Here is a 23,565-nt window from a genome sequence, read left to right as displayed (position 1 = left end):
CCAGGCCGCAGTGTTTAACCTAGGATGGTATAAGATATGAAATTGCAGCAGCTTCGTTACATTGTGGAAGTGGTTAATCACAACCTGAATGTGTCTTCGACAGCAGAAGGGCTTTATACCTCGCAACCCGGTATCAGTAAGCAGGTGCGGATGTTGGAGGACGAGCTGGGCATTCAGATTTTTGCCCGTAGCGGCAAGCATCTGACCCAGGTGACGCCTGCCGGCCAGGAAATCATACGCATCGCGCGTGAAGTGCTGTCCAAGGTAGAAGCGATTAAAGCCGTGGCCGGCGAGCATACCTACCCGGACAAAGGTTCGTTGTACGTTGCTACCACCCATACGCAGGCACGTTATGCATTGCCGAACGTCATCAAAGGCTTTATCGAACGCTACCCACGGGTATCGCTGCACATGCATCAGGGCTCACCGACGCAGATCGCCGAAGCGGTGTCCAAGGGCACCGCGGATTTTGCCATCGCCACCGAAGCGCTGCACCTGTATGACGATCTGATCATGCTGCCGTGCTACCACTGGAACCGCGCAGTGGTAGTGAAACCCGATCATCCACTGGCCGGCAAAAGCCAGATTACCATCGAAGAGCTGGCTGAATATCCGATTGTCACCTACACCTTCGGTTTTACCGGTCGTTCTGAGCTGGATACCGCCTTTAACCGTGCCGGCCTCACGCCGCGTATCGTTTTTACCGCCACCGATGCCGATGTTATCAAGACTTACGTGCGCCTGGGACTGGGAGTTGGGGTGATCGCCAGCATGGCGGTGGATCCGGTTCAGGATCCGGACCTGGTCACCGTTGATGCCCGTGATATCTTTACCTACAGCACCACCAAAATCGGCTTCCGCCGCAGCACTTTCCTGCGTAGCTACATGTATGACTTCATTCAGCGTTTTGCCCCGCATTTGACCCGCGACGTGGTTGATACCGCCGTAGCATTACGTTCGAACGAAGACATCGAGGCGATGTTCAAGGATATTTTGCTGCCGGAAAAATAAACCGCCAAATTAGCAGCCGCATGCTGTTTCAATCATCTGGCGTGCGCTCAGCCGCTTGATTTGGACACAGATCGAGCTGGATTCAACGGGAGAGGCGTTCACTCTCCCGTTGTCACCTGCTTTAGCATTACCTAACCCCCTTGTTGACGCCGCGATCCCTGTTAAGAATCCCTTCGGCTGACCCCTGTAGCACGGCGACGCTAAAGCGGCTTGCTACCAGAAAGTCATCGCCACGTCGGCCGCGACCGACCTCTCACAACGTCAATCCTTCCGCCTTGATTGCCGCTTGTACCGTCGGTCGGCACATGATTCTGCTGTGCCAGGCTGCCAGATGCCCAAGGGAGGACAAGTCCACCTCCAGCCCATATACCGATACCATCCAATCGGCCTTCGCCCAGTTGGTCAGGGCAAACAGGTAACCATCGGCAATGCTGAAACGGTCGGTGGCCAGAAATTCCTGCTGCGCCAGTTGACCGTCTAGCCACTTGAAATGGTTGAACAGTTTCTGTTGTGCGATGGAAAAATAGCCGCCCGCGTTGGCACCATGGAAAATGGGCACAAACCCCTTATGGATCTCGCTGGTAAGAAAATTCAGCCATTCAAGTAACCGATAGCGTTCGATGGTGCCATTGGCCGGAGCCAGGCCAGACGCTGGCGCCAGATCGGCAATATATTGAATCAGCGTCACGCCTTCTCTGAACACCTCGCCGTTTGCCAATTCCAATGCCGGCACGTAGCCCAGCGGATTGATTTGATAATAATCCTTGCCACCATCATAGGTATGGGTTTTGGTATCTACCGGTACCAGAGTAAATGCCAGACCGGCTTCGCGTAGTGCAATGTGTGGGGACAGCGAGCAACTTCCAGGGGCAATGTAGAGCTTCATGTATCTTCCTTATCCGTATAGCGTGACGCCAGCTTAGCAATGCCGGTTGTTATTGGGAAGAAGGCACATTATTGTAGTGTAGGTACAAAAAGTATACTTGGTGAAAAACATGAAACAGGTGATTTCCGGTTGTTCAATCGAAGAGGCGATGAATCTGATTGGCGGACGCTGGCGTTTGCTGATCGTTTCCTACCTGTTCGAACGACCAAAGCGCTTTAGCGAACTACGACGTGATATTCCGTCAATTTCCCAGCGTATGTTGACGATGGATCTGCGGGCGCTGGAGTCTGCCGGTATCGTGCTGCGTACGGTATATCCTGAAGTGCCGGTGCGGGTGGTCTACAGTCTGACGCTCGAGGGACGACGGTTGGAAAAAGTGGTTGACGCGGTGAAGGAACTGGGATTGTGGCTGAAAGCAAGGCCGGCAGCGACCCACTCAGAACACCATGATTAGATTAGGGTTATATTGACCCGCCCGCTGTTGCAGCACCATTGCCGCTGGTATTAGCTGCGGCGACTTGCGCGTCTAAGCCATTATCTTTCCTGAAGATCTACGCCGTTAATTGCTGTTGCCTATCACTGTGATCAAATCGTGTTGTTATCAAAACGTTACGGTCTGTATGTGTTATCTTTAAACAAGACCTCAGTGATTACCCTGTTTTAGACATAATAAAAATGGAGGAGCTATGTCGTCCGATCTTCGTGAAACGAGTATGGATACGCTGGTTGCGCTGAATAGTAAGTATCACTATTACAGCTTGCCGCTGGCGGCAAGAACCTTAGGTGACATTGATCGGCTGCCAAAGTCGATGAAGGTGCTGTTGGAAAACCTGCTGCGTCATATTGATGGTGAAACGGTACTGGAACAGGATCTGCAAGCGCTGGTCGACTGGCTGCAAACCGGTCATGCCGATCGTGAAATTGCCTACCGACCCGCACGCGTGCTGATGCAGGACTTTACCGGCGTACCGGCGGTGGTCGATCTGGCGGCGATGCGTGAAGCGGTACAGCGTCTGGGGGGCGATGTCGAACAGGTGAACCCGCTGTCGCCGGTCGATCTGGTGATTGACCACTCGGTTACCGTCGACGAATTCGGCGACGACCAGGCGTTTGATGAGAACGTCCGTATCGAAATGGAGCGCAACAACGAGCGTTACACTTTCCTGCGCTGGGGGCAAAAAGCCTTCAATCGCTTTCGCGTGGTGCCGCCTGGTACCGGTATCTGCCATCAGGTAAACCTCGAATATCTGGGGCAAACGGTGTGGCATACCGAAGAGCAGAGTAAACAAATCGCTTATCCGGACACGTTGGTCGGTACCGACTCCCATACCACCATGATTAACGGCCTGGGTATCCTTGGCTGGGGCGTCGGCGGTATCGAGGCCGAAGCGGCCATGCTGGGTCAGCCGGTATCGATGCTGATCCCCGACGTGGTCGGTTTCAAGCTTACCGGCAAGCTGAGTGAAGGCATCACCGCCACCGACCTGGTATTGACCGTTACGCAAATGCTGCGCAAGCACGGCGTAGTGGGCAAGTTTGTGGAATTTTACGGTGACGGTCTGGCGCAATTACCGTTGGCGGATCGCGCCACTATCGCCAATATGGCGCCAGAATATGGTGCGACCTGCGGTTTCTTCCCGGTGGATGAAGTGACGCTGGGCTACCTGAAGTTGAGCGGCCGTAGCGAAGAGCAAATCGCGCTGGTGGAAGCCTACGCCAAGGCGCAGGGCATGTGGCGTTACCCGGGCGATGAGCCAGTGTTTACCAGCTCGCTGGCGTTGGATATGGCAACGGTAGAAGCCAGCCTGGCCGGGCCGAAACGGCCACAGGATCGGGTGGTGCTGTCCGGCGTGCCGCAGGCGTTTGCCGCCGCCACCGAACTGGAAATCAGCACGCAGAAGAAAAAGGCCGAGTCGGTGCCTTTTACCCTCGATGGGCAGACGCACGAACTGCATAACGGCGCGGTGGTGATTGCGGCGATCACCTCTTGTACCAACACCTCGAACCCCAGCGTCATGATGGCGGCGGGTTTGCTGGCGAAAAACGCGGTGAAGAAGGGCCTGCGGGTCAAACCCTGGGTGAAGACCTCGCTGGCACCCGGCTCCAAAGTGGTTACCGACTATTTTGATAGCGCAAAACTGACCCCTTACCTGGAAGAACTGGGCTACAACCTGGTGGGCTACGGGTGTACTACCTGTATTGGTAACTCCGGCCCGCTACCGGATCCGATCGAACAGGCAATTCGCACTGGGGATTTGACGGTCGGCGCGGTGCTTTCCGGCAACCGCAACTTTGAAGGGCGCATCCATCCGTTGGTGAAAACCAACTGGCTGGCGTCGCCGCCGCTGGTGGTGGCCTATGCGCTGGCCGGCAGCATGAAGGTGAATCTTGCCAGCGATCCGCTGGGTATCGGCCGCGACGGCAAGCCGGTTTATCTGAAGGATATCTGGCCAAGTAATACCGACATCGCCCATGCGGTGGAGGAAGTTCGCACCGATATGTTCCATAAAGAGTATGGCGAAGTGTTTGACGGCGACGAGATCTGGCAGTCGATTCAGGTCGCTGGCTCGGCAACCTATCCTTGGCAGGAAGATTCCACTTATATACGCCATTCGCCGTTCTTCAGCACCATGCAGGCGTTGCCGGATGCGGTACAGGACATCAAATCGGCGCGCATCCTGGCAATCCTGGCCGACTCGGTGACCACCGACCATATTTCGCCGGCCGGTAATATCAAGCGCGACAGTCCAGCGGGACATTACCTCAGCGATCGTGGGGTGGAAGCCATCGATTTCAACTCCTACGGTTCACGCCGCGGTAACTACGAGGTGATGATGCGCGGTACTTTTGCCAATATCCGTATCCGCAACGAAATGGTACCGGGGGTTGAAGGCGGCTATACCCGTCATCTGCCGTCGCAGAATCAGATGTCGATTTACGATGCCGCAATGCAGTATCAGCAGGAACAGGTGCCGTTGGCGGTGATCGCTGGCAAGGAATACGGCTCGGGATCCAGCCGTGACTGGGCGGCGAAGGGGCCGCGATTGTTGGGCGTTCGGGTGGTGATCACCGAGTCGTTCGAGCGAATTCACCGTTCGAACCTGATTGGTATGGGGATCTTACCGCTGGAGTTTCCGCAGGGTGTGACACGCAAAACGCTGGGATTGACCGGGGATGAGCTGATCAGCGTCAGCGGTTTGCAAGACTTGCAGCCGGGCCAGACGGTACCGGTGCACATCACCTATGCCGATGGTCGGGAAGAGGTGGTGAATACCCGCTGCCGCATTGATACCAATACCGAATTAACCTACTACAAGAATGATGGCATTTTGCATTACGTCATCAGGAAAATGCTGTAAAACAATCAGGGCACCGCAAGGTGCCCTGATTGTTTTGGCCTCCGGCTGACTATTTCTGGTCCAGCAGGTGACCCATTTTGGCGGCCTTGGTCGCCAGGTAACGCTCGTTCTTTGGGTTGCGGCCGACGATCAGCGGTACCCGTTCGATAATATTGATACCCGCCTCGGTCAGGATTTCGACCTTCTTCGGGTTATTGGTCAGCAAGCGTACCGCATCGACGCCCAACAGTTTGAACATGTCGGCGCACAGGGTAAAGTCTCGCTCGTCGGCGGCGAAACCGAGCTGATGGTTGGCCTCAACGGTATCCGCGCCCTTGTCTTGCAGGGCATAGGCACGGATTTTGTTCAGCAGGCCGATGTTGCGGCCTTCCTGGCGGTGATACAGCAGAATGCCGCGGCCTTCTTCGGCGATGTGTTCCAGCGCCGCTTCCAGTTGGAAACCGCAGTCACAGCGCAGACTGAACAGCGCATCGCCGGTCAGGCATTCTGAATGCACGCGCGACAGTACCGGCGTGTCGCCGGTAATATCACCGAAAACCAGCGCCAGATGATCGTGCCCGGTGGCCAATTCTTCGAATCCCACCATCAGGAAATCGCCCCAAGGTGTCGGCAGTTTAGCCTCTGCCACCCGTTTAAGCTGCATGTTACTCTCCACAAACCTGTTCGATTAAATCGCTGCGCCGCATGGTACGTCCGGCGTGACCGCCTGACCAGCACTAAAATCCGCGCTCGCGATTCACATGTCGTTATTATCGGCTATTTTGCCATAACTTCTTGCCCGGTGGTGCTCAGCAAAGCAGCATCCGTGGCTATCATTGCCATCGTCGATCTTATGCACTTAATTTTTCGCGTATTATTGAGATTACAAGATTGTTACACTGCCAGTTGGGCTGATAAGAGGGACAATGCATGTTTGAGATAGCAAAACGCACGGCGGGTGGGGCAATCGTGCTGCTGTTGATGCCGCTGGCGGTGTGGTTTTCCGGCTGGCTCTGGCAGCCGGGCGGTAATGATACGCTGCTAAAAGCGATGTTCTGGCTGACAGAAACGGTAACTTCCCCCTGGGGCCTCATTACCAGCGTGCTACTTTCCGCCTGGTTCCTGTGGTGCCTGCGCTTTCGCCTCAAGCCGGCGATCGGGCTGTTTGTGCTGCTCAGCGCGGCGATTCTGGTCGGTCAGGGCGTTAAGTCGCTGATCAAGGAGCGAGTGCAGGAACCGCGGCCCTTTGTGGTGTGGCTGGAACAGGCGCACGGCATTGATGAAAAGTATTTTTACTCGCTGCACCGTAACGCGCGTGGGGCCTTGGTAAAGGAGCAACTGGCAGAACAGACGCTGGTGCCGGCATGGCTGCGCAAGCATTGGCAATTTGAAACCGGTTTTGCCTTCCCGTCTGGCCATACCATGTTTGCCGCCAGTTGGGCGCTGCTCGGCGTTGGTTTGCTGTGGCCTCGTCGTCACTATAAAACCGTGGCGGTGCTGATGCTGTGGGCTACCGGCGTCATGGGCAGCAGGTTGTTGCTGGGCATGCATTGGCCACGCGATCTGGTGATGGCAACCGCCATCGCCTGGCTATTGGTGACCATCGCCTGTTGGTTGGCACAGCGCTGGTTCGGACCATTGACGCCGCCGCCAGAAGAGCAACGGGAAATAACCCAGCGAACCCCCCGCCATTGATAACCTTGCGGGCGCCTCTCAGGCGTCCGCGATCAGCACTTTCACGCCAAGTTTTTCGAACGCCTCAATCGCTGCCTTGCTGATGCCCTTATCGGTGATCAGATAGTGGATATGCTGCCAATCGCACGGCAGCGCAAACATTGACACTTTATCAATCTTGCTGGAGTCGGCCACCACATACACGGTATTGGCCGCGTTGATCATCGCCATTTTTACCTTGATATCGGTTTCGCTCGGGTAGCTCAACCCCAGCCGCGGCGAGATACAGGCGGTTGCCAGAAACAGCTTTTGCGCCAGTACGTTTTCGAAGAAGCTGGCCGCCTTGTCACCGGAGGTCGACAAGGTGGGGAATTTAAAGGTGCCGCCGGTCAATAGAATGTTCACCCCGGGCTCGCCACCGAGTTGCAATGCGATATTGACGGCGGTGGTGGTAACCGACAGTTTCTTGATATGGCTGAGATGATTGGCAATGGCAGTGGTGGTGGTGCCGGAATCGAGAATGATGGTATCGCCCGGTTCGATAAAACTGGCGGCCAGTTTGCCGATGCTGTCTTTTTCCGCCAGTTGGGTTTGCCGCTCGAGCATCAGTGCATGGGTATTCTGCTTGCCGTCGACCAGCGTGGCGCCGCCGTGAAAACGCTGCACGTAGCCTTGCTGCTGTAACACACGCAAATCGGTACGGATGGTCGCCTCGGTCAGGTTAAAGGCGTCGGTAAGCATTTTGACCGTCGCCGAGCCGTCTTCACGGATCATGTCGAGGATCTTCTCGCGCCGTTGTTGCATTTCCACCAACTGTTCACTTTTGCTTTTCAATCGAAATACTCCTTTTGCCGTTAAGGCACTTTCTGCCTCCCGTCACGGCTTCTGACACGTCAATCCCGAGCAATACCGCTGAATTCTAGCTTGCCAATAGTGATAAAGCCATTGATAAACCGCGGGTCATCTTTGGTTTTCATATGAAAGTCATTGTTGAGTGAGCGATCGCCGCCTGGCGGTTTTTAGACCGTTATTCAGTTGATTTACCCATTATCGACCGGCTATCGCCAGTTGGCTATACGTTTAACACAAGTTAATTATCGATTCATTTTTGTTTAAACTTTGATCTGGCGCTCAATAATTATCGATATTGCCATATATGATTTCATTCGAAAACCAAATGATGATTTTTTACGCCGTCTAGCAGTTAAAACGGCAATCATACCCAGCCAAGACGAGGTGATGATGGACTTTCAGGCGATTAAAAACACGGCGCGGCAGGCGCGCCGCTACGTCGTGACCATGAACCATAAAGCGGGCAAGGGCCACACCGGCGCCGATCTGTCAGAAATCGATATCATCTGCACCCTGTATATGGCGGTGATGGATCGCAGCCAGGCACGCCCGGATCAGGACCGCTTCATTTTGTCCAAGGGACACGGGGCGGGCGGCTTCTATTGCAGCTGCGCAGCGATGGGGCTACTCGATCCGGCAGTACTGGATCAGTTTATGGGCGATGACACATTGCTGGCCGGGCATCCGGTGCATCAGAAGCTACCGGAGCTTATCGAAATCAACTCCGGCGGGCTGGGGCACGGTTTGCCGATCGCCGTTGGGTTGGCGTTGGGCAACAAGCTGGCTGGCCGCGCGCACCGGCGCGCCTTCGTGCTGTTGGGGGATGGTGAGCTGGCGGAAGGCTCCAACTGGGAAGCCGCGATGGCTGCCAGCAAGTTCAAGTTGGACAACCTGATCGCCATCGTCGATCGCAATCGGCTGCAACTGGCCGGCAAAACCGAAGCCATCATGCCGCTGGAGCCATTGGCAGAAAAATGGCGAGCATTCGGTTTTGAAGTGATTGAATGCGACGGCCATGACCCGGCGTCGCTGGTTGAGGCGATGACCCGTGCTGGCCAAGACCAGCCGCGGGTGATTCTGGCGAACACCGAAAAAGGGCATGGCGTGTCGTTTATGGCGAACGTTGCCGCCTGGCATCACGCGGTACCTGACGATCAACAGCTGGCGCAGGCGCTGGCGGAACTGGAGAACTGAACATGCAAGATTTACGTGACGCAGTGGTCGCGACGCTGATCGAACAACAGCAGGCCGGCGCGGAGCTCAGTGTGATGGTCGCCGATTCGACGTCAACCTCCAAAATCGCGCCGTTCGAAAGCGCGTTCCCCGAACGGGTGATCAACGTGGGGATTGCCGAGCAAAATATGGTCGGCATGGCCGCCGGTATGGCGTTGAGCGGTCGCACGGTATTTACCGCCAACGCGGCGCCGTTTCTGTTCGCCCGTTCCAATGAGCAGATGAAAAATGACGTCTGCTATTCGGAAACCAACGTGAAGATGCTTGGCCTGAACGCCGGGTTTGGCTACGGTGCGCTGGGGGCGACGCACCATTGCATGAATGATATTGCTATTGCCCGTACCCTGGGCAATCTGGCGGTTTATGCACCTGCCGACGCACGCCAGGCCGCGGCGATTGTACGCCATGTCATTGCCCACCGAGGGCCGGCGTATATTCGCATGGACAGCGACAAGCTGCCGTTGCTGCATGACCAGGATTACCGTTTCCGCCCCGGCCAGCCGGAGGTACTGCATCAGGGCAGCGGTGCCCTGGTGTTCTGTCTGGGCACCCTGGCACACGAGGCGTTGCACGCGGTGGCACAGGGCGATAACCCGACCGTGGTATCGCTGCCGTCGCTGTGGCCGTTGGACGAACTGTCGGTAATGGCGCTGATCCGCGAGCATCAGCGGGTGATCACCATGGAAGAGCATGTGCTGAGCGGCGGGTTGGGCACCATTATCGGCGAGATCATGCTGAAGTATCAGTTGGCGCAATCGCTGACCACGCTTGGCGTTCCAGCGTATCAATTCACCCACAGCAGCAGCCGCGCCGCGTTGCGTCGGCAATATGACATCGACGCAGCAGGACTGCACCAGCATTTGAACCACTAAGGGGAATCGGATGAGCCACAACGAATACGACGTAAATTTACGCTACGGTGTCGACAGTCAGATGTCATTGGTCGGCAAAACGGCGGTGATTACCGGTGGCCTGGGCGGCATTGCGATGGCGACCAACCACATGCTGCTGGAAAAGGGCGCTCAACTGGTGCTGATGTACCCGGAATTCGAACAGCACCGGCTGGCAGAAGCTCGGCAGCAACTGGGGGATGCACAGGTGGCGTACCAGTCGTGCGACGTTACCGATCCGACGTCGGTGCATAGTGCCTTTTCCGCCGCGCAGTTGCGCTTTGGTCAGATTGATATTCTGGTCAACTGCGCCGGCTACGTCAATCTGCAACCGGCGACGGAAATTACGCTGGCGGAGTGGCAGCAGCATATTGCCGTCAATCTGACCGGGCCGTTTCTGTGCGCGCAGGAAATGGCGCGTCGAGCGATCGCCGGCGGACACGGCGGCAAGATCGTTAATATCGCCTCGCAGGCGGCATCGATCGCCATTGACCATCACTGCGCCTACACCTCGGCCAAAGCCGGGTTGCTGGGCATGACCAAAGTGATGGCCAAGGAGTGGGCGCCGTTCGGCATTACCGTCAATACCCTGTCGCCGACGGTGGTGTTGACCCCGATGGGCGAAAAGGCCTGGCGCGGCGAAAAAGGTGAAGCGATGAAGAAACTGATCCCTCTGGGGCGCTTCGCCTATACCGATGAAATCGCGGCGGCGATCCTGTTCTTTGCCAGCAACGGCAGCGACATGATCACCGGCGCAGACCTGATGATCGACGGCGGATTTACCATTTGGTAAGCGGCACCCCGCAGATTGCAAACACCAGAAGATGTTCAACACAACGATAAGAGAACGACATCATGAGAAAGATAGCAACGATCCTGACGTTATTCGCCGGTGTTGCCGCGTTGTCCGCGCAAGCGGCGGAAAAGGGCACCATCGCCATTCTGGTCAATTCGCTCGATAACCCGTATTACTCCGCCGAAGCCAAAGGGGCGGCAAACAAAGCCAAGGCGCTTGGCTATCAGACCCTGGTGCTGTCGCACGGCGAGGACGTCAAGCGCCAGGGGGAACTGATAAGCCTGGTTATTGGCCGTAAAGTGCAGGGCATTCTGTTGGACAACGCCGATTCACAGGCTAGCGTCGCCGCAGTGCAACAGGCTAAAAATGCCGGTATTCCCGTGGTGCTGATCAACCGCGAGATCCCGGTTGATGGCGTGGCGTTGGCACAAATCACTCACAACAACTTCCAGGCTGGCTCTGACGTGGCTAACCAGTTCGTCGAAAAAATGGGGGAGAGCGGAAAATATGCCGAACTGACCTGCAACCTGGCGGACAACAATTGCGTTACGCGATCCAAATCGTTCCACAATGTGATTGACCAATATCCGCAGATGGTCAGCGTGGCGCGTCAGGATGCCAAGGGCAACCTGTTGGAAGGTAAGCGCATCATGGATAGCATCTTGCAGGCGCACCCGGACGTCAAGGGCGTGATCTGCGGCAACGGGCCGGTGGCTCTGGGGGTAGTGGCGTCGTTAAAGGCCGCTGGACGTCAGGATGTCACGGTGGTTGGTATTGACGGCAGCAATGATGAGCGTGATGCGATAGTTAACGGCGATCTCTACGCCAGCGTGATGTTGCAGGCGCAGGCGATTGCCAGCCAGGGGGTGGAAATCCTTGACGCTTACTTCACTTCCGGCAGCTACAGCGGCAAGGAACGCATTATGTTCCGTGGCATTCCGATCGACAAAAGCAATGCGCAGAAGGTGAAAGACTTCAACTTCACGCCATAAACCACAGCGATGTCTGTTTCAACGCCCCGCCCAGGCGGCGGGGTGCGACGGGAGGGGTTGTTATGTCCATGCGCATTGCGCTGGCGGCCGCGGTCATGCTGACGCTCAGCGGCTGCCGTATCGTTTCACAACAAAAGTTGGCGGAGTTGCAAGCGCCGGTCAATCCCCATCTGGCGCAGGCGGGCGAGATCTATCGCCAGCAGATTGCGCCGCAGGTGGTCAACAGCGCGTTGCCATTGGCCGAGCTGATGAAGCGGATTGAACAGGCGAAAGATTTCGACGGCGCCTGCCAGCAGTTGGGCTATCGCGCCCAGCCGGAATTTCCTTGCCACTTCACTACCGTGGTCAGCGGTGAGATCGTCGCCATTAATAGCCGTTCGCGCAGCGGGCGGGTAACCATCAAGCCGGACGGTGCGCCGTTGGGTGCCGTGGAGGTGCAGATTGGCCCGGTGTATCGCGGCACCGTATTGCGTGACGGCTATCGCGGCTTGAACTACGGCGATTTCAACGATCAAACGTTGTTTGGCGAATTTGGCAAGGCGATCAATCAGGCGTCGATTGAGGGACTGGGCGGCTTCAAGCCAACGGTCGGTGAAAAAATTACCGTGTATGGCGTGTTCAGCAGTTGGCAGATGCCTGCCGAACCCTTGCTGCTGACGCCGGTGCGCATCCAACCGCAGGGGGGACTATGAACAGTCCGGTCATCATTGAAACCCATAACGTCTCGCGGCTCTATCCTGGCGTTACCGCGCTGGATAACGTCAATTATCGTGTGTTGCGTAATCAGGTCAACGTACTGATTGGTGAAAACGGCGCCGGTAAGTCCACCATGATGAAACTGTTGGCCGGCGTTGAACGGCCGTCGTCCGGCACCATCGAACTGGACGGGCAGCGCCTCGAACTGTCGTCTACCCAGCAGGCGGAAAAACACGGCATCAGCATCATTTTTCAGGAGTTGAACCTGTTTCCCAACCTGTCGGTGATGGACAACATCTTTATGGCCAACGAGTTCTTTCAACGCGGGCGTATCAACGTCGAGTACCAATATCAGCTGGCGAAGGCGCTACTGGCGAGGCTGGAACTGGACATCGATCCGCATATGCCGCTTGGCAATCTGGCGATTGGCCATCAGCAGTTGGTGGAGATCGCCCGCGCGTTGGCCAAGGACACCCGGGTGTTGATCATGGATGAACCGACCTCGGCGCTCAGCCAGGCGGAAGTCCGCACCTTGTTCAGCGTGATTGCGGACTTGAAGAAACGCGGCGTGACGTTGATTTATATCTCCCACCGACTGGAGGAACTGATGGAGATCGGCGATCACATTACGGTGTTTCGCGATGGCCGCTTTGTCGCTAGCGAACCGGTGGCCAACGTCAGCATTCCCTGGATCATTGAAAAAATGGTCGGCGAAAAGAAAAAGCAGTTCGATTACCAGCCTGCACCCCAGGGCGAGGAAGTTTTGCGGGTCGAACATCTGACCCTGCCGCATGAAAACGGTGGCTACCGGCTTAATGACGTCAGCTTTTCGCTGCGTAAAGGGGAAGTGATCGGCATTTATGGCCTGTTGGGCGCGGGGCGCACTGAACTGTTCAAGGTGATCAACGGCGTGATGAGCCACAGTGACGGGCGTATTTTTCTCAATGGCAAAACGGTCGAGCGCCTGAGCTTCCGCCAGAGAATGGCCGACGGCATGGTGATGGTGCCCGAAGATCGTCAGGCGGAAGGGTTGGTGCAGATGATGTCGATTGGCGCCAACATGACGCTGGCCAGCCACGGCTGGAATGCCATTGCGCCGATTCGCCGCACTGCCGAAGCGGCGGCGCTGAACGGCATGATCGAAAAACTGGCGATAAAAGTCAGCGATGCAGACCTGCCCGTCACCTCGCTCAGCGGCGGTAACCAGCAGAAAGTGGTGCTTGGCAAGGCACTGTTGACCGGGCCGCAGGTGGTGTTTCTGGATGAGCCGACGCGCGGTATCGACGTTGGCGCCAAGACCGATGTCTACCACCTGATTGGCGCCATGGCACGGCAAGGACTGGCGGTGATGTTTTCCTCTTCGGAACTGGATGAGGTGGTGTCGCTGGCGGATCGGGTAATGGTAATGGCTGACGGCCGATTGACCGCCGATTTGCCGCGTGAACAGGCCGATCGAGAAACGCTGATTCGCGCCTCAACTCCGCACGCATAAGGATCACGAGATGCAAACCAAATATCGACTGTATATGTATTTGCTACAGGCGCGCACCTTTATTGCATTGCTGCTGGTGGTGCTGTTCTTCAGCAGTATGGTGCCTAACTTCCTGACGGTATCCAACCTGTTGATCATGACGCAGCATGTCGCGATTACCGGTCTGCTGGCGGTGGGTATGACACTGGTGATCCTCACCGGCGGCATCGATCTGTCGGTCGGGGCGGTGGCTGGCGTATGCGGCATGATCGCAGGCGCGCTGCTGACGGTCGGCGTGCCGCTATGGGGCGACAATCTGCTGTTTCTTAACGTGTTTGAAGTGTGCGGCGTGGTGGTATTACTGGGACTGCTGTTCGGTCTGATAAACGGCACGCTGATTACCAAACTGGGGGTTGCGCCGTTTATCTGTACCCTGGGCGCCATGTACGTGGCGCGCGGCGCGGCGCTGCTGACCGCCGACGGTAAAACCTACCCCAATCTGGTGGGCATGGAGGCGCTCGGCAACACCGGCTTTGCCACGCTGGGATCGGGCTCGCTGTTCGGTATTTACAATCCGATCTGGCTGATGATGGCGGTGGTCGTGCTGGGCATCTATATCACCAAGAAAACGCCGCTTGGTCGTTATATCTATGCCATCGGCGGCAATGAGCCGGCGGCACGGCTGTCCGGCGTGCCGATCGTCAAGGTAAAGCTGTTCGTTTATGCCTTCTCTGGCATGTGCGCCGCGCTGGTCGGGCTGGTGATTGCCTCACAGTTGCAAACCGCCCACCCGATGACCGGCAACATGTTCGAGATGGATGCCATCGGCGCCACGGTGCTGGGAGGCACCGCCTTGAGTGGCGGTCGTGGACGGGTATTTGGCTCGATCATCGGCGCGTTTGTCATCGTTTTTCTGGCCGATGGTCTGGTGATGATGGGCGTCAGCGAGTTCTGGCAGATGGTAATCAAAGGGCTGGTGATCGTCACGGCGGTGGTGATTGACCAATTCCAGCAGCGTTTGCAGAGCAAAGTCACGCTGATGCAACGTCACGAAAAAAAGACAGCACAACCATTAACCGAGGTGAGCCATGGCTAGCAAGGATTGCATTATCGCGCTGGATGAAGGTACCAGCAATGCCAAAGCGGTGGTGGTGAATGCACAGGGTCAGGCGATTGCCAAGGCCAGCCGCGCGCTGCAGTTGCAGACGCCACAGGCCGGATGGGTAGAACAGCGTGGCGAGGATCTGCTGACGGCGTCGCTGGCGGTATTACGCGAAGCGATGGCGGCGGTAGGCGATCAGCGTATCGCCGCCATCGCCATCAGCAACCAGCGGGAAACCGTGATTGGCTGGTTGCGCGCCAGCGGCCAGCCGATTGGACCGGCGCTGAGCTGGCAATGCTCACGTACGGCAGCGTTTTGCCAACAGCTGCGGCGCGATCGGCAGGAACAGCCGATCCGCCAGATCACCGGCTTGCCGCTGGCGCCGCTGTTTTCCGCGAGCAAAATGCGCTGGCTGCTGGATAACACGCCTGATGGGCAGCAACTGGCTGCCAATGGCGAACTCTGTCTGGGTACCATCGATGCCTGGTTGCTATGGCAACTCACCGGTGGCCAGTCCTTCTGCTGCGATCAATCCAACGCGGCGCGAACGCAATTGCTGAATTTGGCGAGCGGCGACTGGGATGACGAAATGCTGGCGTTATTCGGCATCCCGCGCACGGCACTGCCACAGGTTTGTCCGTCGAGCCACCGGTTTGGGATTACTCAAGGCATTGACGGCATCGCCGACGGCATTCCGATCTGCGCGATGATTGGCGATTCCCATGCGGCATTGTATGGCCATGCGCTGGGGCAGACCGGGCGGGTCAAGGCCACCTACGGTACCGGATCGTCGGTAATGGCCCCCGTTGAAGATGTCGTTCAGGGGATGACCGCGCTGGCAACCACCATCGCCTGGCATGACGGCAAGCGTTTGCAGTATGCGCTGGAAGGCAACATTCCCCATACCGGCGATGCGCTGGCGTGGATGCTGTCGATTACCGGCGATGTTGAAGCACAGTTGCTGAACCAGTTGCCGGACAGCGTAGCGGATACCGACGGCGTTTATTTTGTGCCGGCGCTCACCGGAACCGGCGCCCCATGGTGGGATGACCGGGCGCGTGGCGTGATTTGCGGACTGAGTCGCAGCAGTCAACGGGCGCATCTGATTCGCGCCGCGCTGGAGTCGGTGGCCTACCAGATAGCCGATGTGATCGCGGTACTGCGCAGTCAGCCGGGCTTTAACCTGCGGCAGTTGATGGCCGACGGCGGGCCTAGCCGCAACGACTGGCTGATGCAGTTTCAAGCCGATCTGCTCGGTTGCCCGGTGGTGCGCAGCAACACGGCGGAACTGTCCGCATTGGGGGCGGCGCTGTTGGCGATGCGACAGTTATGGGGCTGGGATCGACAGCGATTGCAGGCCATGTTGCCGCAACACGATGAATTCACCCCGGATATGCAGCGCCATCGGCAACTGCAACACAGCTATCTGGGGTGGCAGCAGGCGGTGCTGCGCACGTTATGGCAGCCCGAAACGGCGTTATCTTCTGGAGAACAAGCGAGATGAAACGTGATTTTAGTGGGAAAACCGTGGTGATCACCGGCGCCTGTCGCGGGATTGGCGCCGGCATTGCGCAACGATTTGCCGAGCAGGGCGCCAATCTGGTGATGACGTCTAATGCCGATCGGGTGCACGCTACCGCCGAGCGGTTACGCCAGCAGTATGCGGCGAACATTCTGGCGCTCAACGCCGATGTGACCGACGAAGCACAGGTTGGCGATCTTTATCGACAGGCGTGGGAGACCTTTGGCAGCATCGATGTCTCGATACAGAATGCCGGAGTGATTACCATCGATCGTTTTGATCAAATGCCGAAAAGCGACTTTGAAAAAGTGCTGGCGGTGAACACCACCGCCGTATGGTTGTGTTGTCGTGAAGCGGCGAAATATATGGTGAAACAGCAGGGGGGCAGGCTGATCAACACCTCGTCCGGCCAGGGGCGGCAAGGATTTATCTATACGCCACACTACGCGGCCAGCAAAATGGGGGTGATTGGCATTACGCAAAGCCTGGCGCTGGAACTGGCGGCTCATCACATCACGGTAAATGCCTTTTGTCCGGGCATCATCGAGAGTGAAATGTGGGACTATAACGATCGCGTGTGGGGCGAAATTCTCGGCACGGCGGAAAAGCGCTACGGTAAAGGAGAGCTGATGGCCGAATGGGTCAAGAATATCCCGCTCAAGCGCGCCGGACAGCCACAGGACGTTGCCGGGCTGGTGGCCTTCCTGGCCTCCGATGACGCGGCCTATATCACCGGTCAGACCATCAACGTTGACGGCGGATTAATCATGTCATGACGTGACCACGTCACAAAAACCGCGACGACATCGGCGTCGCGGTATCCCTCGGTTGCAATCTGTCTTTTCGTCCCCATCTATTATTGATAAACCCCGCCTTTTGAGAAGCTTTCTCATTAATTTATACGGGAGGGTTATTTATTGCTGAATATGCCACCATCGCCAAGGATTTATCGCACGCCAGGGTTTCCCTGCCGCGATGGGAAATGCTAACTTAATGGTTAGGGACGCCACGTATGGGCATAATTCATCCGATTAACTCGGCATCGCGGGAAAGAATGTGAAATATTTGCTTATTTTTTTGCTAGTTCTGGTGATCTTCGTGATTTCCGTCACATTGGGTGCGCATAACGACCAGGTCGTGACGTTTAACTATTTGGTTGCGCAGGGCGATTATCGCGTCTCTACGCTGCTGGCTGCGTTGTTCGGTACCGGGTTTGTGCTCGGCTGGATTATTTGCGGCCTGTTTTATCTGCGTACGCGCATTGCGCTGGGCCGCGCCGAACGCAAGATCAAAAGGCTGGAACTGCAGCTTGAATCGCCTGCTGACCCAGCGGCTCAGCCCGTTGTCAGCAAGGAATAATCTTCTATGTCAGAGCTGCTGTTTCTGTTGCTGCCCGTCGCCGCCGCCTATGGCTGGTATATGGGCCGCAGAAGCGCTCAGCAGGATAAACAGCAAGAGGCCAACCGACTGTCGCGCGAATACGTCGCCGGGGTCAACTTCTTGCTTTCCAACCAGCAGGACAAAGCGGTCGATCTGTTTCTCGATATGTTGAAAGAGGACAGTAACACCGTCGAGGCTCACCTGACGTTGGGTAACCTGTTCCGTTCGCGCGGCGAAGTCGATCGCGCCATTCGTATCCATCAGGCTTTGATGGAAAGCGCCTCATTGACCTTCGAACAGCGTTTGCTGGCGGTGCAGCAGCTCGGTCGCGATTATATGGCCGCCGGGCTGTACGATCGCGCTGAGGATATGTTCAGCCAACTGACCGACGAAACCGACTTCCGTATTTCCGCACTGCAACAGCTGCTGGTCATCCATCAGGCGACCAGCGACTGGCAGAAGGCGATTGACGTGGCGGAAAGGCTGGTCAAACTGGGTAAAGACAAACAACGCATTGAAATTGCGCACTTCTACTGCGAACTGGCGTTGCAGGCGATGGGCAGCGACGATCTCGACAAGGCGATGAGCCTGTTGAAGCGCGCCGCGTCGGCGGACAAGCAGTGCGCACGCGTTTCGATCATGTTCGGCCGTATCTATATGGCGCAGGGAGAGTTCGGTAAAGCGGTAGAATCACTCAAGCGCGTGCTGGATCAGGACAAGGAACTGGTCAGCGAAACGCTGCCGATGCTGCACGAATGCTATGAGCAGTTGCCGCAGTTGCAGGGCGCATGGGCTGAATTCCTCAAACGTTGCGTGGAAGAGAACACCGGTGCCACTGCCGAACTGATGCTGGCCGAAATCATCGAACAGCATGAAGGGCGCGAGGTGGTGCAGGTCTATATCAATCGACAGCTGCAACGTCACCCCACCATGCGGGTGTTCTATCACCTGATGGATTACCACCTGGCGGATGCCGAGGACGGGCGCGCCAAAGAGAGTCTGTTGCTGCTGCGCGATATGGTTGGCGAACAGATCCGCACCAAACCACGTTATCGCTGCCACAAATGCGGCTTTACCGCCCACTCGCTATATTGGCATTGTCCATCGTGCCGCGCCTGGGCGTCGGTGAAACCGATCCGCGGTCTGGATGGTCAATAAAAAACGGGGCGAATCTTCGCCCCGTTTTATCTTCTTTGCTTATTTCTTCTTGCTGTTCTTCACGCCGGTTTTTAACAGTTGGCGCAACTTCTTGAGTTCTTTCTGGCTTAACGGCTGTTCGATGGCTTCTTCGGTTTCTTGATTATCAATTTCGCCGTGGTGCAGCGCGCCTGCTTTTTTGCTGGCCGCATCGGCAGTGACTGCTACTGCAAAGCTGTCTTCCAGGCGTTGACATACTTCGGCACTTAACGAGAGTTGACTCTCCAGAGCCGCAGCTTTGATTTTTTCTTTTAATTCCAGAGGAATTTTAATAGTCAGTGTCGATATCTCGCTCATTTTGAAGCCTTTCTGCGATTAGAAGATCTCAAGCTAAGCCAGTAACCTTTCACTGTCTAGTGTGTAATAAAAATTTAATATATATGTAACATTTGGCGGGGAGAGGAACGGCGAGGGCGAATCAGGAAGGGCCCAGCGACTCGGGCCCTATACCAACAGATATTATTTATAGATAACTGCGGTACCGTGCATCAGGTTGTTACCGGTGGTTGAGGTAATGCGGTAGCCGCTGGCTCCCTGGGCTTGCGCCTTGGCGGCCAGCTTGGCCTCCAGACCGCTGAGGGTCGACGCGTGGCCAGCAGAGACGACGCCTGCGGCGGTCAGGTTTTCTGCCTGAGTCATATCAACCGGCTCGGCGGCAACGGAAGCAAACGAAGTCATGGCGATAACGGCAGCTGCTGCAAAATATTTGATGTTTTTCATAATTGGCTCCAGATGTATTTTTCAGTTGGGAAGCGACTTGCTTCCGATGAGTTAAATGATATAGCAGCCAATAAAGAATAAAACCGGATATTGCTGAGTATCTTTATCAAATAATTTGATTGAAAATTTACCCATCTTGACGCTGCTTTACAGCGGGTGAGCTAGCTAAAAACGCTTCCTGACCGGCAATGACGGAAAGTGGCGTAAGATTACCTTTATCGTCAGCACGGTTGCGGCTGGGATTTCGACGGGCTGGCATGTAGAATGCGGCGGTCGGTTTTTACGGGTGATGACCATCCATGTCCATTTTACAGAAGGGTGAACAAATGAAGTCGGAAAATAAAACCAATAACAAGGGCTTAAAATCGTCGCCGATTATCGTTGCGCTGGATTACGCCGATAAAAATGCGGCGCTGGCCTTTGCCGATCGCATTGACCCGCAACACTGTCGGTTAAAAGTGGGCAAAGAGATGTTTACGCTGTTCGGGCCACAGTTGGTCAACGACCTGCATCAGCGTGGCTTTGACGTCTTTCTGGATTTGAAATTCCATGACATTCCCAATACCACCGCGCGCGCGGTGGCTGCCGCCGCCGAACTGGGTGTGTGGATGGTCAACGTGCATGCCAGCGGCGGTGCGCGCATGATGACCGCCGCCAAAGAGGCGTTGCAAGCTTATGGCGCCGACGCGCCGTTGCTGATTGCGGTCACCGTGCTGACCAGCATGGAGGCCGACGATCTGCGCGGCGTCGGTATCGATCTCGAGCCGGCGGCGCAGGCGGAGCGTCTGGCTCGCCTGACGCGCGATTGCGGTCTGGATGGCGTAGTCTGTTCCGCGCAGGAGGCTGAACGACTGAAGGCCGCCTGTGGTCGCGAATTTCAGCTGGTGACGCCGGGCATCCGCCCGGCAGGCAGTGCCGCCGGCGATCAACGCCGGGTGATGACGCCGCAACAGGCGTTGGCTGCCGGTGTCGATTACATGGTGATTGGCCGGCCAATCACCCAATCAGCCGATCCGGCCGCGACGCTGGCCGCCATTCGCGCCTCATTGGCGTAAAGGAGCGTGCGATGAATGATAACAATAGCCGACTGGTATACTCCACCGACGGCGGACGCATCAAGGAAGCGGAACCGCAGCCGCAGCGCGCCAAAGGTGACGGTGTGGTACGCATCCAGCGTCAAACCAGCGGCCGTAAGGGCAAGGGCGTTTGTCTGATTTCCGGCGTCGATCTGGATGACGGCGGATTGGAAAAATTGGCGGCGGAGCTGAAGAAAAAGTGTGGTTGCGGCGGTTCGCTTAAAGACGGTGTGATCGAAATCCAGGGTGATAAACGCGATCTGCTCAAACAGCTGCTTGAAGCCAAGGGCATGAAAGTCAAACTGGCAGGCGGTTAAGCGCTGTGGCCATGCCGCAGTACATCACTGCGGCATGGCATTGGGTGTTGCTTGGGCGTTAACCCGAGTCTGCAGCAAGACACCGCAGACAAAATGTAGACAGACCTGAAATTGTTATTGCTCGTTAATGCGTCAAAGCGTTATCGCTTTTGCCCGCCTTTGCGGCAGCGGTCTCATCCATCAGCGGCTTATTTGCCGACCTGATGACCGATGATCCCACCGACTGCGGCACCCCCCAACGTCCCCAATGCGCTACCATCGGTCAGCACTGCACCGCCGACTGCACCGGCACCGGCACCGATTGCGGTGTTACGGTCGCGTTTGGACATGTTGGAACAGGCGCTCAATGAAAACGCCAGGGTAATAGCCAGAGCGGCTGTGGCAAAACGTTTAGTGATAATCATCATGACTTCTCCTTAGCATTGGCTATATGGAAGTGCCTTAATAAGTATAGGCGTGATCCATCAAATAAGCCTGCTACTAACACCCATACAGTATCGAAATAAAACTTGGCATTTTTTGCTAAAAGCCAAATAAATAAAACCTGACGGCAGTGTTGCCGCCGTTAATTAGTATAAATACCTACACAAATATTCACAGGTAAAAAGTCTTAAATTCCTTATTAACTGCACGTGATTTGTGCTTTTTATCGGCAATCCGTCACCGGAGGAAGCAGGCTAGGGGCATCGAGTGCGCAGAAACGCTTTTCCAGCAGAAATCTGCGCGGTCTTTAGCTAATTTTGCCATACCTGCCACCGCCGTCGCCTTTGACAATAGGTCAAGAATACGCGATTGAGGAACAGCCGATGCTTAACGAACTAAAACAACAGGTGCTGGAGGCCAACCTGGCATTGCCGCGCCATAATCTGGTCACCTTTACCTGGGGCAACGTCAGCGGCGTCGACCGCCAGTCGGGCCTGATGGTGATAAAACCCTCCGGCGTTGAATATCCGGCAATGACGCTCAATGACATGGTGGTGGTTGAACTGGAAAGCGGCAAGGTGGTGGAGGGCAGTAAAAAACCCTCTTCCGATACTGACACCCATCGCGCACTGTATCTCGACTTCGCATCGATTGGCGGCATTGTGCATACCCATTCTCGTCATGCCACCATCTGGGCGCAGGCCGGACTGGACATTCCCGCATGGGGCACCACCCATGCCGATTATTTCTATGGCGACATTCCCTGTACCCGTCTGATGTACGACGACGAAATCGACGGTCGTTACGAATGGGAAACCGGCCGGGTGATTATTGAAACCTTCAACCAGCGTCAGTTGGATGCGGCAGCGCTACCGGCGGTGCTGGTGCATTCTCACGGCCCGTTTGCCTGGGGAAAAGACGCCGACACAGCGGTGCATAATGCGGTGGTGCTGGAAGAAATAGCCTATATGGGGATTTTTTCGCGCCAGCTGGTGCCCGGTTTGCCACAGATGCAGCAAATCCTGCTGGATAAACATTACCTGCGCAAGCACGGTAAAAACGCCTACTATGGCCAGTAAACAGCCTCAGTGACCTCGGGCATAGGCTATGCCCGAAGTCGTTATTCGTTGACCAGATCGAAGGCAATACCGCTGCGCTTTAACTGATGCTGATAATCCAGCGACAGGCGTGAGTCGGTGATCACGCGTCCGATTTTGGCCAACGGCCTTAAAGGATTGGCTTGAATCTGACCAAATTTGGACGAATCGGTCAGGATGATGTTTTCCACCCCTTTCTCCAGCACTGCATTTACCACGTCAGCACGCATCATATCGCGACCGGTGAAGCCGGTTTCTGCATGGTAGCCGTCAATGCCAATAAACGCCTTGTTGAAATGCACCTGCTGAATACACATGCGGGTTAGCGGACCAACCACGGTTTCGCTTTTTTTCTGGTAGATACCGCCGAGTACGATCACCTCGCACTCGGTCTCCTTGAGCAGATTGGCAATGTAATGGCTGACGGTGATCAGCGTGACGTGCTTGCGCTCGGCCAGATAGCGTGCCAGCAGGGCGTTGGCGCTGCCGCTTTCGATAAAAACCGTCTCGCCGTCATTGATCTGCGTGGCGGCATATTGCGCCAGCTTTTGCTTGAGGATGAAGTTGGACATCATGCGCGCATCGACATCGTCGCTTTCGAGCGCCAGTGCCGAACCGTGTACGCGTTTCAGATAGCTGCGCTTTTCCAGCAGGGTCAGATCCTGGCGGATGGTGACCTCGGAGACGCCAGCCGCGCGAGCCAACTCGCCGACGCTAATCCGCCGACGATCGTTGACCAACTGTAAAATGGTTTGTTGTCTTGAATTCATAATGACCTGATGGTGCGATTGCCAACGGGCGGCCGCAAAGATAAAAGTATAAATAATCAGTTTTGTTCACGCGATAACGGTATCGACGCATTAAGGGATAATGCGGTAAAGATAAGCGAATT

At 56.1% G+C, this 23,565-nt stretch carries 25 protein-coding genes; 18 read left to right on the top strand and 7 right to left on the bottom strand.

Annotated elements, in window-relative coordinates:
• Positions 1-36: 36 nt before the first annotated feature.
• On the top strand, positions 37-1,011 hold the full coding sequence (gene cysB / locus ACCC84_RS05720) for an HTH-type transcriptional regulator CysB (protein ID WP_004962477.1): 975 nt from the start codon (positions 37-39) through the stop codon (positions 1,009-1,011).
• A gap of 253 nt (positions 1,012-1,264) precedes the next feature.
• Here cysB and gstA read toward each other — a convergent pair whose 3' ends face one another.
• A complete protein-coding gene (gene gstA / locus ACCC84_RS05715) occupies positions 1,265-1,897 on the bottom strand; it encodes a glutathione transferase GstA (RefSeq protein WP_371901643.1) in 633 nt (210 codons plus the stop codon).
• Positions 1,898-2,006: 109 nt separating this feature from the next.
• On the opposite strand from gstA, the gene ACCC84_RS05710 reads away from it, so the two are divergent.
• Together ACCC84_RS05710 and acnA are read left to right on the top strand one after the other, a co-directional pair.
• A complete protein-coding gene (locus ACCC84_RS05710) occupies positions 2,007-2,351 on the top strand; it encodes a winged helix-turn-helix transcriptional regulator (protein ID WP_004962481.1) in 345 nt (114 codons plus the stop codon).
• 232 nt (positions 2,352-2,583) lie between these two features.
• Complete coding sequence (gene acnA / locus ACCC84_RS05705; protein WP_371901642.1) at positions 2,584-5,256, top strand: aconitate hydratase AcnA; 2,673 nt, start codon at positions 2,584-2,586, stop codon at positions 5,254-5,256.
• 49 nt (positions 5,257-5,305) lie between these two features.
• Here the strand turns inward: acnA and ribA are convergent, their stop codons facing one another.
• Entirely contained in the window at positions 5,306-5,899 is a 594-nt protein-coding gene (ribA, locus tag ACCC84_RS05700; RefSeq protein WP_004962489.1) for a GTP cyclohydrolase II, read from the bottom strand.
• Positions 5,900-6,165: 266 nt separating this feature from the next.
• Here ribA and pgpB point away from each other — a divergent pair, with 266 nt between their 5' ends.
• Positions 6,166-6,930, top strand: coding sequence for a phosphatidylglycerophosphatase B (pgpB, locus tag ACCC84_RS05695; RefSeq protein WP_004962491.1), 765 nt, complete (start codon positions 6,166-6,168; stop codon positions 6,928-6,930).
• 18 nt (positions 6,931-6,948) lie between these two features.
• Here pgpB and ACCC84_RS05690 read toward each other — a convergent pair whose 3' ends face one another.
• Entirely contained in the window at positions 6,949-7,743 is a 795-nt protein-coding gene (locus tag ACCC84_RS05690; protein ID WP_039992071.1) for a DeoR/GlpR family DNA-binding transcription regulator, read from the bottom strand.
• A 408-nt stretch (positions 7,744-8,151) separates the two neighbouring features.
• Between ACCC84_RS05690 and ACCC84_RS05685 the strand changes: the two genes are divergently transcribed.
• From ACCC84_RS05685 to lapB, 11 genes are all read left to right on the top strand, one after another.
• On the top strand, positions 8,152-8,955 hold the full coding sequence (locus tag ACCC84_RS05685; RefSeq protein ID WP_039992715.1) for a transketolase: 804 nt from the start codon (positions 8,152-8,154) through the stop codon (positions 8,953-8,955).
• Positions 8,956-8,957: 2 nt separating this feature from the next.
• Positions 8,958-9,866 carry a transketolase family protein gene (locus ACCC84_RS05680; RefSeq protein WP_371901641.1) on the top strand — a complete coding sequence of 303 codons (909 nt, stop codon included), beginning with the start codon at positions 8,958-8,960 and terminating at the stop codon, positions 9,864-9,866.
• Between the two features lie 10 nt (positions 9,867-9,876).
• On the top strand, positions 9,877-10,677 hold the full coding sequence (locus ACCC84_RS05675) for a GolD/DthD family dehydrogenase (RefSeq protein WP_004962508.1): 801 nt from the start codon (positions 9,877-9,879) through the stop codon (positions 10,675-10,677).
• A 62-nt stretch (positions 10,678-10,739) separates the two neighbouring features.
• Entirely contained in the window at positions 10,740-11,672 is a 933-nt protein-coding gene (locus ACCC84_RS05670) for a D-ribose ABC transporter substrate-binding protein (protein WP_004962510.1), read from the top strand.
• Positions 11,673-11,734: 62 nt separating this feature from the next.
• Positions 11,735-12,364: a DUF2291 family protein gene (locus ACCC84_RS05665; RefSeq protein ID WP_004962513.1), complete on the top strand. Its 630-nt coding sequence runs from the start codon at positions 11,735-11,737 to the stop codon at positions 12,362-12,364.
• A complete protein-coding gene (locus ACCC84_RS05660) occupies positions 12,361-13,860 on the top strand; it encodes a sugar ABC transporter ATP-binding protein (RefSeq protein WP_004962515.1) in 1,500 nt (499 codons plus the stop codon). The genes ACCC84_RS05665 and ACCC84_RS05660 overlap by 4 nt, the downstream gene beginning before the upstream one ends.
• Before the next feature lie 10 nt (positions 13,861-13,870).
• On the top strand, positions 13,871-14,935 hold the full coding sequence (locus ACCC84_RS05655) for an ABC transporter permease (RefSeq protein ID WP_004962517.1): 1,065 nt from the start codon (positions 13,871-13,873) through the stop codon (positions 14,933-14,935).
• The gene (locus tag ACCC84_RS05650) at positions 14,928-16,445 is read left to right on the top strand and encodes an FGGY family carbohydrate kinase (RefSeq protein WP_371901640.1); all 1,518 of its coding nucleotides are present in this window, start codon (positions 14,928-14,930) and stop codon (positions 16,443-16,445) included. Before ACCC84_RS05655 ends, ACCC84_RS05650 begins: the two co-directional genes overlap by 8 nt.
• Entirely contained in the window at positions 16,442-17,239 is a 798-nt protein-coding gene (locus tag ACCC84_RS05645; RefSeq protein WP_198773035.1) for a glucose 1-dehydrogenase, read from the top strand. The genes ACCC84_RS05650 and ACCC84_RS05645 overlap by 4 nt, the downstream gene beginning before the upstream one ends.
• A 280-nt stretch (positions 17,240-17,519) precedes the next feature.
• On the top strand, positions 17,520-17,822 hold the full coding sequence (locus ACCC84_RS05640) for a LapA family protein (protein WP_004962523.1): 303 nt from the start codon (positions 17,520-17,522) through the stop codon (positions 17,820-17,822).
• A 6-nt stretch (positions 17,823-17,828) separates the two neighbouring features.
• Complete coding sequence (lapB, locus tag ACCC84_RS05635; RefSeq protein ID WP_004962525.1) at positions 17,829-19,001, top strand: lipopolysaccharide assembly protein LapB; 1,173 nt, start codon at positions 17,829-17,831, stop codon at positions 18,999-19,001.
• A gap of 39 nt (positions 19,002-19,040) precedes the next feature.
• Here lapB and ACCC84_RS05630 read toward each other — a convergent pair whose 3' ends face one another.
• Both ACCC84_RS05630 and bhsA read right to left on the bottom strand, forming a co-directional pair.
• Positions 19,041-19,337, bottom strand: a complete 297-nt coding sequence (locus ACCC84_RS05630; protein ID WP_088499702.1) for an Arc family DNA-binding protein — start codon at positions 19,335-19,337, stop codon at positions 19,041-19,043.
• 162 nt (positions 19,338-19,499) lie between these two features.
• Positions 19,500-19,760, bottom strand: coding sequence for a multiple stress resistance protein BhsA (bhsA, locus tag ACCC84_RS05625; protein ID WP_004962530.1), 261 nt, complete (start codon positions 19,758-19,760; stop codon positions 19,500-19,502).
• 326 nt (positions 19,761-20,086) lie between these two features.
• Between bhsA and pyrF the strand changes: the two genes are divergently transcribed.
• Entirely contained in the window at positions 20,087-20,815 is a 729-nt protein-coding gene (pyrF, locus tag ACCC84_RS05620; RefSeq protein WP_182646443.1) for an orotidine-5'-phosphate decarboxylase, read from the top strand.
• An 11-nt stretch (positions 20,816-20,826) separates the two neighbouring features.
• Positions 20,827-21,153, top strand: a complete 327-nt coding sequence (gene yciH / locus ACCC84_RS05615; protein WP_004962536.1) for a stress response translation initiation inhibitor YciH — start codon at positions 20,827-20,829, stop codon at positions 21,151-21,153.
• Between the two features lie 188 nt (positions 21,154-21,341).
• Here the strand turns inward: yciH and osmB are convergent, their stop codons facing one another.
• Positions 21,342-21,560 carry an osmotically-inducible lipoprotein OsmB gene (osmB, locus tag ACCC84_RS05610; RefSeq protein WP_004962538.1) on the bottom strand — a complete coding sequence of 73 codons (219 nt, stop codon included), beginning with the start codon at positions 21,558-21,560 and terminating at the stop codon, positions 21,342-21,344.
• A 399-nt stretch (positions 21,561-21,959) separates the two neighbouring features.
• On the opposite strand from osmB, the gene araD reads away from it, so the two are divergent.
• Positions 21,960-22,655 (top strand): L-ribulose-5-phosphate 4-epimerase, encoded by a 696-nt coding sequence (gene araD, locus ACCC84_RS05605; RefSeq protein ID WP_371901639.1) that lies wholly within the window; start codon positions 21,960-21,962, stop codon positions 22,653-22,655.
• 41 nt (positions 22,656-22,696) lie between these two features.
• Here araD and ACCC84_RS05600 read toward each other — a convergent pair whose 3' ends face one another.
• Positions 22,697-23,443 carry a DeoR/GlpR family DNA-binding transcription regulator gene (locus tag ACCC84_RS05600; RefSeq protein WP_004962546.1) on the bottom strand — a complete coding sequence of 249 codons (747 nt, stop codon included), beginning with the start codon at positions 23,441-23,443 and terminating at the stop codon, positions 22,697-22,699.
• Between the last annotated feature and the right edge of the window lie 122 nt (positions 23,444-23,565).

Origin of the sequence: Serratia odorifera (genome assembly GCF_041448735.1) — a bacterium.
Taxonomy (GTDB): Bacteria; Pseudomonadota; Gammaproteobacteria; order Enterobacterales; family Enterobacteriaceae; genus Serratia_F; species Serratia_F odorifera.
This window is presented reverse-complemented; position numbering and strand designations above follow the sequence as displayed.